The organism is Streptomyces sp. R33, from assembly GCF_041200175.1.
GTDB classification, from domain to species: Bacteria; Actinomycetota; Actinomycetes; order Streptomycetales; family Streptomycetaceae; genus Streptomyces; species Streptomyces katrae_B.
On record NZ_CP165727.1, the window covers coordinates 8,573,205 to 8,588,622 of the forward strand.

A 15,418-nucleotide genomic window follows, 5' to 3' on the forward strand; every position below is an offset into this window, starting at 1 on the left:
GGTGGGCCCTGATACCACTGCGCCCAGATCGGGCGGGCCGTCGGCGATGGGCGATCGGCGCCGCCATCGGTGAGGGTTATGTCTTCCAGCCAATCGCCGAGCAGCTCAGCAGCCGACAACGGTGGCAGCTCAGCGGACGGTATCGGTTGTTGAGGCTGCGTCGAGCTTCCACAAGCTGTGAGTGACGCAAGCATCACAAGTCCAGCCACGCATGGGATCCCGGAGTTGGTCACCTCAGCACACCTCCCACCCACCCCAAGTGATCAAATCGCCGGAATCTAGCAGGGTACTGCCGCTTCGGTACACGTCTTGGCAGGCCGGGAGGCTTCCGGGAGCCATGGTGGAGCGTTTCCGGGGGGGTGTCTCTATGTCTTTCGTCAAGGACGTGATGCCAGGTATGAGGCTGTTTGGGATGGTCATGCAGCGAGGGTGACGGCGGGGACTCTGGACTCGTAGAAGGTGCCGTCGCGGAGCATGGCGAACAGGACGCTGATGCGTTGGCGGGCGAGGCGGAGGAGCGCCTGGGTGTGGGTTTTCCCGCGGGCGCGTTGGCGGTCGTAGTAGGTGCGGGAGGCGGGGTCGGCGTTCATGCAGGCGAAGGCGGAGAGGAACATGGCGCGTTTGAGCTGCCGGTTTCCGCCTCGTGGTGCGTGTTCGCCGTGGATCGAGGTCCCCGAGGATCTGGTCGTGGGGGCGAGGCCAGCGTAGGAGGCGAGGTGGGCAGCGCTGGGGAAGCTGGTGCCGTCGCCGACGGTTACCAGCAGGACGGCGGCGGTCCTGACCCCAACTCCGGGCATCGAGGTCAGGACCTGGTGAAGAGGGTGGGCCTCCAGCAGGGTGCTGATCTGGGCTTCGAGCGCCCGGCGCTGGTCGTGGACCGCGGTGAGCGAGGCGGCCAGTGACGGGATCACGATGTCGAGGGTGCCGGTTCCCGGGACCACGACGGTCTGTTCGTCCAGGGCGTCGAAGACCTCGTCGATCAGCCGGGCGGCCATCCGCGGGGCTTTCGGGCGGATGAGGTCGACGAGTCTGCGGCGGCCGGCTTTCCGCAGTGTGGCCGGGGATCCGTAGCGTTCGAGGAGCCAGGTGACGGCCGGGTGGTCCAGCCGGGGCCCGAGCACGCGCTCCAGCGACGGGTGGAACTGGGTCAGCAGGCCGCGTATCCGGTTGCTGGTGCGGGTGGCTTCGGCGGCGAGGTCCTGGTCGAAGCCGGTCAGCACCGTGAGCTCGGCGGTGATCTCGTCGGTCAGTTCCAGCGACCGCAGGACGTGCGGCATGGTGCGAGCGGCGTCCGCGATCACCGCCGCGTCCTTCGCGTCGGTTTTCGCCTCGCCCGGATACAGGTCAGCGATCCGCCGCATTGCGAGTCCGGGCAGGTAGGCGACCTCGCAGCCGGCGTCGCGGGCGACGGTCAGCGGCAGAGCGCCGATTGAGGCCGGCTGGTCCACGATCACCAGCACCGTGCCGAACTTCGCGATCAGCTTGTCGAAGACGGCCCGCAGTTTCGGTTCGCTGTTGGGCATCGGCTTGTCGAAGACTTTCTTGCCCGCCGGCGTCAGCCCGTGACCGTGATGGGCGCTCTTGCCGACGTCCATACCCAGGAAGACGGCCACATCGCCGGTGTCTAACATCGCACCCCTCCAGGGTGGTTGGATCCTGCCGGCCTCGGCGGCGGCACCGTGCTCGCGCATCCACGTTATGCAGACCTGCCGCCCGCGAACTGCCCGGCATTGCGCCAGGCCGGGCGGTGGCCGGGTCTCTCATCAGCGTCTCCGACGGCACCCCACGGACCCGGCGACACCACCCCCCAGGTCATGCCTTCGACAGAGGGGACACAGCCATACCGGGCCCGGAGGCCAGCGGCCCCATTGCAGGACCGCGAAAAAGATAACGGGGGGGGCACAGCAGGTCCCGGCGTGGACACGGACCGGCAGCCGGCCCGCTCCCTCGGTGTATCGCCTTTCCGCGCCCGACGCGGAACCCCCTTGTGATGCTGGGCGAGGTGCGGGTCATCGACCGTCCCGCTCAGGGCCTCGGCAGCGAAAGGTGCAACCGTTGCCGTCCCGAGCCGTTCAACGGGACTTTGCCCGCAGCGCTCTGGTCAGCCGAGTGAAGGCGGGAGGTTGCGGGTTTCTGTGGGCTTGGCGTCGATGACGGTGCCGATGGGGTTCCAGCCGTGGGGTCCGGAGGGGTCGCCGCCGTCGAAGAGGTGGATGCTGATGCTGCCGTCGGAGCCGGTGAGGAGGTAGTCGGCGTGGCTGTCCGCGTCGAAGTCGGCCAGTTGGACCTTGCCGTGGTCAGTGGTCAGACCGGTCGCGGTCTGACCGAGGTACTGCCAGCCGCCGTGGCTGTCCCCGCCGCGGTTGAGGTAGGTGGTCACGGCGCCGCTGGGGCTGATCATCCAGTAGTCGGCCCTGCCGTCGCCGTCGTAGTCGGCCAGACGTACCCGGGTCCGGTCCGTCGTGGTGCCGGTGGCGATCTGGCCGATGTCACGCCAGCCGGTGCTGCCCGCCGCGTCGCCGCCGCGGTTGAGGTAGGCGTGGACGGCGCCGTCGTCAGCGATGGCGAGGTAGTCGGTGCGGCCGTCGCCGTCGAAGTCCGCGAAGCGGACCTGCTCGTGGCGGGTGGTGGTGCCCCAGGCGACCTGGCCGATGTGCTGCCAGCCGTTGGGGCCGGAGACGTCACCTCCCTTGTTGAGGTAGACGGTGACCCCTCCGTCGGCCGAGATGAGGAGGTAGTCGGCCCTGCCGTCGCCGTCGAAGTCGGCGAAGCGAACCCTCGTGCGGTCGGTGGTCACGCCCGTTGCGACGCGCCCCACGTCCTGCCAGCCGGAGGTGCGGTTCAGGCGTGCGCGTACCTCGCCGTTGTCGGCGATGGTGAGCTGGTCCGACCGGCCGTCGCCGTCGAAGTCGGCCCACCGCACGGGCCCGATGCCGCCAGCTTCGGTACCTGCGCGGGGCGCCGGGCGCCGGCGGGCCCAGCCGTCGCTGACCGTCTGCTCGATGGCCGCGTCGTAGGCGGTGGCCACCTTGAGGTAGCCGGCGTCGTTGGGGTGCAGCCCGTCCGGCAGTTCGGCGGCCAGGTCCAGCCGGGGCGGGGCCACGTACCGGAAGTGCTGCCCGGCCGCCTGCCGGCTCGCCTCCTGCCCTTGGACGACTGCGTTGAACGCGGCGGTCTGCCGTTCCAGGCCCGGCGTATCGGGCAACAGCCCGAGGACGATGACGGCGGTACCGGGCCGTTGGGCCTGCAGGCGGTCGACGAGCCCGAGCAGTCGGCGGGCCGCGTCCTCGGGATCGGCGGCATGCCACTTCAGGTCGTTGATGCCCAGGTGCAGCAGGACGACATCGGGCCGGGCGGCGTCCTGCCACCGGTCTATCTCGGCTCGGACCTGGTCGATCGTCCAGCCGCTGTGCCCCTCGTTGTCGGGATCGCCGACGGCGCCGACGGACCCGGAGCCCACGAAGTCGGGCACGAACCGGTTCTGCTGCACGAGCCGGTCCCACAGGGGCGCGCGGTAGCCGGCACCGCCGGAGCTGCCGGCGCCGGCCGTGATGGAGTCGCCCAGCGGCATGATCCTCATCAGCGGAGGCGAAGGCTGTGCGGTGGCTGCGGCAGGGCTCGCCGCGATGCCGGTCAGGACGGCACCGGCGACGGCGGCCACGAGGGCGAGGCGGGTCAGTCTTGCCACGATCGATGAGTCTTTCGGGTAGGAGTCGAGCGGGCCCGCCCGGCTCACCGGAACCGGGCGGGCCCATATGCCCGGCTTTCGAAGGCCGGGCAGACGGTCAGCCCTCGGGCACCGACGATGAGCCGGCGCGCCTCGGGGCGGTAGTTGCGGTGCCGGTCAGGTGCCGCTGGCGACCTTGCCGATGCCGGTCCAGCCGTTGGGGCCGGACTTGTCGCCGCCGTTCCACAGCCAGACGGAGGCGCTGCCGCCGGTGCCGGCGACGAGGTAGTCGGCGTGGGTGTCGGCGTTGAAGTCGACGAACTGGATCTTGGTGTGGTCGGTGGTGACGCCGCTGGCGATCTGGCCGACCGTGTTCCAGCCGTTGCCGCCGGCCGGGTCGCCGCCGCGGTTGAGGTAGAGGTCGACCTTGCCGTCGGCCTTGACCTGGATGTAGTCGGCCTTGCCGTCGCCGTCGTTGTCGGCGAGGCGGATACGGGAGCGGTCGCTGGTCACGCCGGAGGCGACCGTGCCGGCTGCGGGCCAGCCGTTGCCGGACTGGTCGCCGCCGCGGTTGAGGAAGACCGAGAGCGCACCGGAGTCGTTGAAGACCATGTAGTCGGAGCGGCCGTCGCCGTCCCAGTCCGCGAAGCGGACCTTGGTGGCGTCGTTCGTCACACCGGAGGCGACCTTGCCCAGGTGCTTCCAGCCGGTGCCGGGGTCGCCGCCCTGGTTGAGGTAGACCTCGACGGAGCCGTCGGTGTTGATCAGGATGTAGTCGGCCTTGCCGTCACCGTCGAAGTCGGCGAAACGGACCCGGTTGCGGTCGTTGGTCAGGCCGGTGGCCACCCGGCCGATGCCCTGCCAGCCGTTGGCGCCGGCCGGGTCGCCGCCGCGGTTGAGCCAGACGGAGACCTCGCCGTTGTCGGCGACGCTGATGTAGTCGGGCTTGCGGTCGCCGTCGAAGTCGGCCCAGCGGATGCGGTCGTTGCCGCCGGCCTCGTTGACCGCCGTGGACCGGCGCGAGGTCAGCGAGCTGATCCACTGGCCCAGGTCGTCGACGCGGCTGTCGTACGCCCCGGTCTTCGTCTCGGTGTTGTCGAGGCAGTTGCCCTGCCAGGACCGGCTGCCGATGGCGACGATGGCCGGCTTGCCGTTTTCGGTGCGCACGGCAGGGGCGCCGGCGTCACCCTTGCAGACGGTGGCGTCCGCCGGGGTCTTCGCGGCCACATCGATGCCGGTGGCCGCGACGGTGCCGACGGTGAAGACCGCGGTGTGGATCTTGCTGGGCGCCCATTCGGACTGAGTGCGCCCGAAGCCGGCGACGGTCAGTTCCTGGCCTGCCGTGGGCGCGGTCGCGGACACGGCAGCCGGGGTGACGCCGAAGGCGGGCTTCTCCAGACGGGCCATCACCAGGTCCCGGTCCTCGCGCGGCACGACCTCGACGATCTCGGTGGTGTGACCGCTGGACGTCGCCAGGTCGGTCCGGCCGACGGTGACGGTCGTCTTCTCCTTCGGCGCCCCGGCCGCCACCGTGTTGTTCTCGGCGGGCTTGTCGGCGAAGCAGCTCTTCGCCGCGAGCACCCAGCGCGGGTCCACCAGCGTCGCGGTGCAGAACCGCTTGTTGTCCCCGATGGTCAGCTTGCCCGCGAACGCGTACGTCTGGTCCCCGGAGGGCTGGGCGGGTGCGGTCGCGGATCCGGTCACCCGCATCTCCAGCAGCGTGGCCCGCTGAGGATCCGTCGGATTGGACTCGCCAAACCCCTTGGCGGTGTCCTTCGGCACGGCGAGGCTTGAGGTCTGGCCATTGATCGTTACCTGCGCACTCAGATCACGCCCGTTGGTCTCGATTCGGAAAGCACGCGGGATGTTCACTGCCAGGTAGCCGGTGTTTGCGGCACTGAAGCAGATCCTGGAGTCCTCGGTCTTGAGGTTCCGCGCCCACACCATGATCTGGTAAGGACCGGAGCACGAGGTGAGGGCGATGTTTCCGTCGCCCGCGATCAGATCGGCCCCGGTGATGCCGAGCACGTCGGAGCGTGACGGGTAGGCGCCGTCTTCGACCGTGAAGGGTGCATTGCCGTTGGCCGGCGACACCGGGTCGGCCGATGCCAGCGGCGCCCCTGCGGCGGCGGCAACGGCAGAGGCAGCGGTCAGCGTGGCTGCAGGCAGCCATCTGCGAATACGCACGATGTGTGTCAAGCCTTCCAGGCAACCCTCGCTGAACAGTACGCGAGGGTGGGATGAGCGGAATTGACCGCGCCGCGACGGTGCGGACGGTCGTGATTGCCTGGGGGCCGAGGGAACAGTAGCTCCTCGGACACGAGCTCCGCACCTTCGCCCGTCACGAAACGACTTCGCCGTCGATCACGTACCCACTACAACGGCGGCTGTAGACGCTGCTGCACGGACCATCAAGAAACTGTGCGCGCATTGCAAAACGGGAGCCCGGGGCGGCGGGTTCCAACGGGGCGCTGGCAAAGCAGCACCGGCGGGTACTGGCCGAACTACGCCAGGTCGGACCGTGGACAACGGCGAGAGAGCCACACCGGCAAGCTGCACAACCATCATCCGGTCGCGATGATCTAGAGTCCCGATCGACAACTGCTGCACCGGACCGTCCAACGGCCCGGGGCGGGAACCGCTGTCTTCGGCCTGGGGAAGCCGATTTCAAGGAAGACGGTGGGACCGCCCGCGCATGCAGGCAGGACGCAACGACGCCACCGGCCCCTTCCCGCATCGAGGAGGGGCGCCGGCCTGCCCGTGTGCACGCACACCTCACATCACAACAGGGGGAACGTCCCGTGCGTCACAACCCAGTGCGGTCCGGCAGAGCCCGGGGGAGGGGAGCCGTGACGGCCTTCAAGGCCGTACGTTTCCTGCTTCCACTGGCTTTGCTGGCCGGACTTGCATCAGCAGCGCCAGCTGCCGCCGATGACCCGGCCACACCACCGCTGACCCCGCGCCAGCAGGTACTCCAGCAGTGGAAGGCGGGCGGCCCGGCCGTGAAATCGGCTGCCGGCCAAGCCCTCGCGGGCAAGGACGAGCAGATCCGCATCTACCTGGAGTCTGGCCAGAAGGTTGCCGAGGAGCTCGACCTCCGCGAGGCCGCGCTCAAGCTCGTCACCGACGCCGGCGCGGGAGTGCGGGAAGCTGCACAGCGGGCGCTGGACGGCACGCCCGCCGACCTCGCGGTCTTCATGAAGGACGGCTGGAAGGCTCCCCTGGCCGAGGACGAGCGGGTCCAGGCGGCCATGATCACCGAGGCCGGTGGCGCGGGCACCCGGGAAGCGGGCGACGCCGCGATGCGCGGCTCGATCGACGACATCCGCGCCTTCCTGACCGAAGGCCAGTACAAACAGCGCGACGACGACGCGCGCGTACGGGTCTCTCAGCTGGAGGCCAGCGGTGGGCCCTCCACCAAGCGCGCAGCCGCAGCAGCGCTCAAGGGCTCGATCGAAGACGTACGTGACTTCCTGACCTACGGGCAGTACATCGCAGCCGCCCAGGACCAGGAACACGCCACCATCACCGACCTGGCCAAGCAGACGGCTGACGCGGGCGCGGCAGCCGAAAAGGCGAAGAAGAGCGCGTTGGAGCAGGCCGACAAGGCCAAGAACGCCGCGCGCCTGGCCAAGGAAGAGTCCGTCAAGGCCGCTGCCGAAACTCAGGCAGCCCAGAAGGACTCGATCAAGGCCAAGGACGCATCTCGCCGAGCGGCCGAGTCCGCCCGCCGCGCCGCCTCCGCCGCTCAGGCAGCTATCGCCTCGGCCCGGGCCGCCAACGCCGCCGCTCAGACGGCTGCCATTGCCGCGTACAACGCGTCGAACGCGGCCCTGTACGCCTCGCAGGCCGCGACCCGAGCCTGGAACGCCGCCGCGTCCGGCAAGGTCAACGAGAAGATCGCCGCCGACGCGGACAAGGCCGCCGAACAGGCCGAGAAGATCGCCGAGTCGGCCGAAGCCGTGCAGCAGGCCCTCACTGCCACCAACACAGCCCTGCAGGCGTCACTCGACGCGATCGCAGACATGAACGCTGCGGCGGACAACGCGACGCAGTCCGGCCAATGGGCGTCCAAGGCCGGCCTCAACGCCGACGAAGCCGAAGCGGCCGCGGCCTCGGCCCGTCGGCACGCCGCTGAAGCGAAGCGATCCGCCACCGCCGCACAGGGCCATGCCGCAGCAGCCGCCACCCAAGCGCGGGAGGCTGCCGCCGCAGCCCGCTCCGCTGCAGGGCACGCCCGCAAGGCGGCAGAAGCCGCCCGGCACGCTGCCGACTACGCAAATGATGCCCAGAAGGCCGCCACCCAGGCCAAGACCGACGCCGCTGAGGCCCTCAAGTCCGCCCAGGCCGCGGACGCCGCGGTCAAGAAAGCCCAGGACGTCCAGGCAGCAGCCCGGGCGAACGAAGCCGAAGAAGTCGCCGCCCGCACGAAGGTCCTGGTCAACCAGGCGCGTGACGACAAGGCCCAGTACGACGCCACCAAGGCTGAAGTCACCCGCCTGGAGCAGGACGCCGTCAAGCTCGACGCCGACGTCGCCACGCTTGCCCAGCAGGCCACCCAGCCTGGCTCCAATCCTGTGGACGTCGCCGCCACCGGTCGCAAGATGGCTCTGACGGTCATGCAGACCCGCGGCCCCTGGAGCCGGACTGCTGCAGAAGCAGCCCTCACGGGCGACGACGCGGCTGTGGTCGAGTTCGTCACCATCGGCTGGAAGAAGGCCGCGGAGCAGGACGAACGCGAGATGGTCAACCAACTCGCTCAGGAGTCGCCGCACGCGGATGTGCGCACTGCCTCGACAAACGCGCTCAAGGGCGATGGCACGCAGGTCCACACGTTCCTGACCGACGGCCAGTACCAGGCCGCGGCCCCCGACAACCGCATCGAGGTCGCGCGCATCGCCGAAGCCGGCGGCACCGGCGTCAAGGAAGCGGCCAAGGCCGCCCTCGAGTCCTCGAACCCCAAGGCCCTGGCGGAATTCGTCCTGGTCGGTCAGCACCAAGCGCGCCTCGAGGACGACCGGGTCGAGGCAGCCCGCCTCGCCGAGGGCGGCACGCCCGAGCTCAAGGCCGCCGCAGAAGCCGCGCTCGCCAGCCCCGAGACGCAACTGCGCACGTTCATCGAGTCCGGCCAGAGCCGGGCCAAGCGGCGGGACCAGCTCAACGCCGCCCATATCGCACAAGTCGAAGGCGTCATCGCCGAGGCCAGCGCCATCTCGTCCAAGGCCTTCCAGGACGCCTACTACGCCGCCCAGGCCGCCGCCAACGCGCAGGGGTACGCCGACGAGGCCTCCCGGCACGCGCAGACCGCCGACGGCTACGCGACCAAGGCCGCCGGCTACGCCGACGCCGCCAAGAAGTCCGCGAATAGCGCCGCAACCTCGGCCACCGAGGCCGCAGCCTCCGCGACCGCGGCCCGCAACGCCGAATCACGTGCTGCCGCCAGCGCGCAGCAGGCCACCAGCTCCGCGACCACAGCCAGGGCCAGCGCCGACGTCGCGGCCGACTACGCGGCCAGCGCGTACCAGGCTGCCCGTGAAGCACGCCAGTCCGCGACGAACGCCGGGGCGAGCGCAAAGGACGCGCAGGACAAGTACGAGGCAACCGTCGATCGGTACATGACGGACCAGTACCTCAAGGAGCAGGAGCGCCTGCGGGCCGAAAGCAAGAAGAAGTGGGCGGACCTTCTCCAGCTGGGCCTCAAGGGCCTTAACCACTGGAAATGCTTCACAAAGGGCATGTGCATGGGTGTCTCTCTCAACACCCAGCTGGACTACATCCACATCAAGCTCGACATCATCGGTCTCGTTCCGGGCTGGGGAGAGATTGCTGACGGAGCGAACTGTGCGATGTACGCGACGGAGGGGACGGTCGACTACTTCACCCCCACCGGCCGCGAAGGCATGTGGACGGACGCGGCGCTTTCCTGTGCCTCTGCCATCCCGATTGCCGGATGGGGCGCCGCTGGCGTCAAGTTCGCCAAGTGGGGAGAAAAATACGGACCCAAGGCGAAGGAAGTCTTCGACCAACTTGCCAACCTGCTGAAGAAGGCGCCCAGCTGCGGGACGAACAGCTTCCCGGCCGGCACGCGGGTCTTGATGGGAGACGGATCTGTCAAACCGATCGAACGGATTGCGATCGGCGATTTCGTCCGGGCAACCGACCCGGATACCGGCGTCACCGGCTCACGCCGTGTCGAGGCCACGATCTACACTCCAGACGATCGGGAATTCACTGATATAGAGCTGCGCGGTGGCTGGACGGCAGCGCCCCTGACCTCGACCGATCACCACCCCTACTGGGTGGAGAACCGCAGGCGCTGGACTGACGCCGCCGACCTGAAGGTCGGCGACGCTCTGCGCACTCCGGTGGGCACCACGGTTCACATCGGCAAGGTGACCCACTGGAAGGGCCTTCAGCCGGCCTACAACCTCACGGTCAACGATCTCCACACGTACTATGTGCTCGCTGGCAGTACTCCTGTGCTGGTCCACAACAGTCGATGCCTGATCGCCGATGTTGTCGGGCCTCAGGGCGAGAAACTGTGGCTCCCCAAGGGCCGTCAGGCTATTGCAACCGCCAATAATCTGAAGGGCTGGATCTATGACATCAAGGCGGCAGAGGCCGCGGCCAACGGACTGCACGCAAACGTCCGGTATGTGCGCGTCATGGATCCGGTCACCAGCGGCCCGTACCCGTACCCCAATGGGTATGTAAACTACCTCAATGATGCAGGCCAGATCATCAACCCAATCACTGGAAAAACCATCACCAAGTCTGATCCCTACTGGCATATTGGTATCCCATGAGTCTAATTGAAGACCTCTTCACGTCCCGAGGTCATTTTCAGGCGGTGGAGCCTGTCGGCTGGGATCCGCTACAAGAGCAGGATGCCCTGCTGGATGCACAGCTCTTGGACTTGCGATTTTCTCCGACGGCGAATCGTGCGGCACTGCTTTTCGACATGCGTACTGCTGCGTGTTATCCCTTGGGAAACGCTGCAATCATCGTCGTCAGGGGGCTGAAATCTCTGTTCTGGGATGGACTCCCGCAGCAGAATCAGCTGATGGCCTTCTCGGTGATGTCAAGTCAGCCTTCTCAGACGACTGATGGTGGATGGCGATTGAGCTTGCAATTCTTCCCTGATGGTGAGTCCACCATCGGTGGAGGATCTGCGGAATTCTATCTTCTGGAAGCCCACGGGATTTCTGAAGCGCCACCCAGTTACCCTGGGCGCCACCTCGATGAGGTTCAGCAGGACCTGCCGGCGTGGACCTCCCGCTGCACGGTCCTGCAGTCCGCCACCACGAATAGCAGGTAATGAGTCACAGCGGCTCGCCCAGCTCTGCCTTGGGCGAGCCGCTTGCATCTTGGCAGCCACCGCACCCCGGCCTAGGAGTTGTCGTCAAAGTGTCAGGCCCACATCAGGATCGATGCGAGGGTGACGGCTGCTTTGTAGGACTGGGCGGTCTTGTCGTAGCGGGTGGCGATGCCTCGCCACTGCTTGAGGCGGTTGAAGCACCGTTCCACGACGTTGCGATGCTTGTAGACCTCCTTGTCGAAGGCCGAGGGCGGCCGCCGAGGCTGCCTTTCCGGCTTCGGTTGCGCACCTGGTCGGCCCGCTCGGGGATGGTGTGCCTGATGTCGCGGCGCCGCAGCCAGGTGCGGATCGCCTTCGAGCTGTAGCCCTTGTCGCCGATGACGTGATCGGGCCTGGTCCGGGGCCGGCCCGGACCGAGGCGAGGCACTCGGATGGCGTCCATCACCGCGGTGAACTGGGTGCAGTCGTTGGTGTGCCCGCCGGTCAGGACGAAAGCGAGCGGGCGGCCGACCGCGTCGCAGGCGAGGTGGATCTTGCTGGTCAGACCGCCCCGGGACCGGCCGAGGGCCGGGCTTTGGCGCCCCCTTTTCGGGCCGCGGCGGCGTGCTGGTGGGCGCGGACGATGGTGGAGTCGACCGACACCAGCCAGTCGATGTCACCCGCGGCGTCCGCCTTCGCCTGCGCGGCCCGCAGTATCCGGTCGAACGTGCCGTCCGCCGCCCAGCGGCGAAAACGGGTGTGGATGCTGGTCCACGGGCCGTATCGCTCGGGCACGTCCCGCCAGGGGACACCAGTGCGGAACTTCCACACGATCCCGTTGAGGACCATCCGGTCGTCCAGCCGGGGCCGCCCCAGCACAGGCCGGGGCAGCAACGGACATATGAGGTCCCACTCGGCATCGGACAGTTCATGGCGACGTATCACCACTCATGATCCACAATCCAAGATCACTTTGACGACACGACCTAGCGGCACCACGCTCGCCCGGACCTGGGCCGACAACCGCCGCGCCTATCTGGGCACCAGCGTCAGCGGCTACCCCAACCTCTTCCTCTGGCCCGAACCTGCTCACCGGTACCACCGCAGTACCCACCGTCCTCGAGGCCCAGCTCCGCTACATCTCGACGGCCCTCACCCACTTGCGCACCCGCGGTTACGCCGCGCTCGACGTCACTTCCGAAGCCGAGGAAACCCATCAGCAGGCCCTGCACAAGGCGCTGCGCACCACCGTCTACAGCCCCGTGAACGGAGGCGGGTACTACTTCGGCCTCCCGGGCGTCAACACCTTCTGGTGGCCCTGGTCGACCGCCAGGCTCGTCAGGCGTCTGCACGCCTTCTCGCCGGACGTCTATACCTGGACCCTGCCAGGGGCGCTGCCGGCACCTCGCGCCGCGCAGGACGGCCTGCCGACGGCACCGTTGGGCAGGCCGTAGTACGCGCAGGTCGGCTCAGGGCCGTTGACCAGGGGAGTCGGCCCGCCCGTGCGGAATGCGAGGGTCGAAGGCGATCGGGATCCGGGGGTGGGCTGGCGGCCCTACCCGCCTGGTCGGCCATGCGTCAGGTGGCGAACGGGGCCAAGGGGGAGCGGCACACCGACACCGCACCGCTGGAGCGGGCGTTCCCGCTGCTGGGCCCGCTCACCGACGCCAAGTGGGTAAGTGAGCGTTTGATTCTCGGTTGTCTGTTTCATTTGGGTCAGGTGTCGCGCCAGTTGGGGGTGTTTTGGTGGGTGAGGCGTCGGGTCATGAGGTTGATGGCGGCGATTTGGATCATGGCTGCTGATCGGTGTGGGTGGGTTTCGTAGTCGCGGGCCAGGCGGCGGTGGTGCATGAGCCAGCCGAGGGTTCTTTCGACGACCCAGCGGCGGGGTTGGACGGTGAAGCCGCGGGTGTGGGGGTCGCGTTGGACGATCTCGAGGTCGATGCCGCGGGTGGCGGCGTGTTCGATGGCTTTGTTCTTGTAGCCGTTGTCGGCCCAGGCTTTGGTGATGGTGGGATGGCGGGCTGCGAGGTGGTCGATGAGATGGGTGCCGGCGGTGGAGTCGTGGACGCTGGCGGCGGTGACGAGGACGGCCAGGAGGAGGCCGAGGGTGTCGGTGGCGATGTGCCGTTTGCGTCCGATGATCTTTTTCGCGGGGTCGATTCCCTGGTCGGTGAGGTGGACGTTGGCTGAGGTCTTGATGCTTTGGGAGTCGAGCAGGCAGGCGGTGGGCTCTGGTTCGCGGCCTTCGGCCTGGCGGAGCAGGCTGCGCAGGAGGCCGTTGAGGTGGTCGAAGATGCCGTCGTTTTGCCAGTGGGCGAAGTAGCCGTAGACGCTCTGCCAGGGTGGGAAGTCGTGCGGTAGGTAGCGCCAGGGGATGCCGGTGCGGTCGACGTAGAGGATGGCGTTCATGAGGGCCCGCAGGTCGTGGTGGGGCCGGCGGATTCCGGCGCGGGCCTGGCGCCAGGTTTCGAGAGTGGGGCGGATCAGTTCCCATCGCGCGTCGGACAGGTCGCTGGGGTAGGGCGGGGGTGGTCGCATGATGTGGGGATACCGGCGCTTGGAGCTGTCGGGGAGGGCGTGTGCGGTGGCATCGGGAGCGTTGGCAGGTGTCCTGGATATGTCGCGAAGTAGGGTATGTGTAATTGAGACGGGATGTTCCGGGGTTAACGGGGTCACTTCGTCTGCCGACTGCTCTTCAGAAAAGCCGTATTCCAGCACAGATGGCACGACAACTCTGCGGCACCGGCGGTTCAGAACCGCATCAGACCAGCGCGAACATAACCAAAACGCTCACTTAGTACCTCGCGGATGCGGTCAGCTCTCCTCGCCCGGAGCAAGCGGGTCTGTCCAGTAAACGGCCCTGTCTGACATTCGGTGGTGACGGAGTGTGTCGCTATCCGAGAAGGATGCGGTGACGGAGGAGGTTGAAGCCTGCGCGTCCGTGCATCTGGCGTGAGATCCGCTTGGTCTTGGTGTTGACGCCTTCGGCGGGGCCGTTGCTGTACGGAAGTGTGACCGCGGCGATCACGGCGTCGTGGTCTCGCTCGAGGCCGCGGGTGAAGGCGTGCAGGTGTGGCAGGTCCGCTGCGCGGACCTGGGTGATCCAGTGATCGAGCGCGTCGACGTTCTCGGGCCGAGGCTTCAGGAGCTGGGCGAAAGTCCGGACGGCGGTGGCCAGGTCGGTCATCTCGGGGCAGGCGGCGGTCAGCTGATCGAGGAGATCGCGATGTCCGGTCTTGAGGTTCTCGGGCCTGGTCAGGAGCATCCGGGCCAGCCTGCGCGGGGAGATGTGGCTGCGGTCGGCGTCCGCGCGGCCTTGGTTGATGTACTTGTGCAGGAGGTTGAGGCAGCCCGTGAACCCGAGGGCCTTGATCTCCTCGAAGAGGTGCTGGACGGGAACAGCAGGGTCATCAGCTCGGCGTCTGCGCAGGTGCTCGCGATAGGGATCGACGAGACTGGCCCGGTACTTGGGGACGCGGAGCATGCGCTCGGGTCGGTCGGCGCGGGCATAACGTTTGACAGTGTTCAGGGACAGTTGCAGTCGACGGGCGCATTCCAGCAGGCTCACACGCTGCTGGAGGAGGCCGTGGACCTGGTGCCAACGCTCGAGCGTAGTCTCGGCTCGTGGTCCTTCGTAAATTGGAGTGTCCAGCACGGCGGCCCAGCAGGCGCTGTGTGCCTTGACCTCACTCAGGGCGGTTTCGCAGAGGTTGTGCCACAAGTGCCACCGGTCGGCGACCTGCACTGCGTCGGGCAGGGCACGGCGGATGGCCTCCGCGTAGGTCGCTGAACCGTCACGGCACACGACCTCGACGCCCGGATTCTCGCGCAGCCACGTTTCCAGCGTGTCGGCCGTGCGGTCGGGCAGCACGTCAATCCGCTCATGCGTTTCCGCGTCGATCACCACGGTGGCGTATCGGTGCCGCCGGCGCAGAGCGAAATCGTCGACACCGATCACGCGGGGCACCCGCCCGGTGGGCAGCGCAATGCGCAGCAGGGTGCGCAGGGCCGTGTGACGCGACAGGCCCATCGCGAGTACCGCCAGCAGACGCGATCCCGCACGGCCCGCTAACTCCTTGACCACAGCCTTGATCTGCCTGGTCAGGCGGGTTGTGCGCCGCTGGTATCGCTCCAGCACCCCAGGCAGCTGCTCGCGAAAAGTGTGGCGGCAACCGCGGGTAGGACACACCAGACGCCGAACCCGGACACGGACCACGACCCGCCGGCCGTCGATCGGCAGGTCGGCGACCGTCCGCCAGTGATAGCCGTGCACCCGCACCGACAACACCCCGCACACCGGGCAGACCGCGGTCGATCCCGGAGTCCGTGCCCTCACGACCACGCGCTCACCCTCGTCGACCACATCCTCGATGACCAGCGGGGATATCCCCGAAAACACCGTCGCCACCAGCTCGTTGAGATTCTCCACGCTCACATCAACGACCTACACC

The 15,418-nt window shown here is 68.0% G+C and carries 9 protein-coding genes and 1 pseudogene; 3 read left to right on the top strand and 7 right to left on the bottom strand.

Features of this window, described 5'->3' with window-relative positions; genetic code table 11:
• Nucleotides 1–416: 416 nt before the first annotated feature.
• The 3 genes from AB5J51_RS39605 to AB5J51_RS39615 form a co-directional block, all read right to left on the bottom strand.
• Complete coding sequence (locus AB5J51_RS39605) at nt 417–1,631, bottom strand: IS110 family transposase (RefSeq protein WP_369776508.1); 1,215 nt, start codon at nt 1,629–1,631, stop codon at nt 417–419.
• A 470-nt stretch (nt 1,632–2,101) separates the two neighbouring features.
• Nucleotides 2,102–3,688: an FG-GAP-like repeat-containing protein gene (locus tag AB5J51_RS39610; protein ID WP_369780070.1), complete on the bottom strand. Its 1,587-nt coding sequence runs from the start codon at nt 3,686–3,688 to the stop codon at nt 2,102–2,104.
• Between the two features lie 156 nt (nt 3,689–3,844).
• Entirely contained in the window at nt 3,845–5,854 is a 2,010-nt protein-coding gene (locus AB5J51_RS39615; protein WP_369780071.1) for an FG-GAP-like repeat-containing protein, read from the bottom strand.
• Nucleotides 5,855–6,516: 662 nt separating this feature from the next.
• Here AB5J51_RS39615 and AB5J51_RS39620 point away from each other — a divergent pair.
• Both AB5J51_RS39620 and AB5J51_RS39625 read left to right on the top strand, forming a co-directional pair.
• Entirely contained in the window at nt 6,517–10,473 is a 3,957-nt protein-coding gene (locus AB5J51_RS39620) for a polymorphic toxin-type HINT domain-containing protein (RefSeq protein ID WP_369780072.1), read from the top strand.
• The gene (locus tag AB5J51_RS39625; RefSeq protein WP_369780073.1) at nt 10,470–10,985 is read left to right on the top strand and encodes a hypothetical protein; all 516 of its coding nucleotides are present in this window, start codon (nt 10,470–10,472) and stop codon (nt 10,983–10,985) included. Before AB5J51_RS39620 ends, AB5J51_RS39625 begins: the two co-directional genes overlap by 4 nt.
• A gap of 92 nt (nt 10,986–11,077) precedes the next feature.
• Here the strand turns inward: AB5J51_RS39625 and AB5J51_RS39630 are convergent.
• A pseudogene (locus AB5J51_RS39630) lies at nt 11,078–11,634 on the bottom strand (IS5 family transposase).
• Nucleotides 11,526–11,909, bottom strand: coding sequence for an IS5 family transposase (locus AB5J51_RS39635; protein WP_369780074.1), 384 nt, complete (start codon nt 11,907–11,909; stop codon nt 11,526–11,528). Before AB5J51_RS39635 ends, AB5J51_RS39630 begins: the two are co-directional and overlap by 109 nt.
• 215 nt (nt 11,910–12,124) lie before the next feature.
• Here AB5J51_RS39635 and AB5J51_RS39640 point away from each other — a divergent pair, with 215 nt between their 5' ends.
• Entirely contained in the window at nt 12,125–12,418 is a 294-nt protein-coding gene (locus AB5J51_RS39640; protein ID WP_369780075.1) for a hypothetical protein, read from the top strand.
• Nucleotides 12,419–12,680: 262 nt separating this feature from the next.
• On the opposite strand, the gene AB5J51_RS39645 is transcribed toward AB5J51_RS39640, so the two are convergent.
• Together AB5J51_RS39645 and AB5J51_RS39650 are read right to left on the bottom strand one after the other, a co-directional pair.
• Nucleotides 12,681–13,505, bottom strand: a complete 825-nt coding sequence (locus AB5J51_RS39645; RefSeq protein WP_369780076.1) for an IS5 family transposase — start codon at nt 13,503–13,505, stop codon at nt 12,681–12,683.
• A 355-nt stretch (nt 13,506–13,860) separates the two neighbouring features.
• Nucleotides 13,861–15,402, bottom strand: coding sequence for an ISL3 family transposase (locus AB5J51_RS39650; protein ID WP_369776355.1), 1,542 nt, complete (start codon nt 15,400–15,402; stop codon nt 13,861–13,863).
• Between the last annotated feature and the right edge of the window lie 16 nt (nt 15,403–15,418).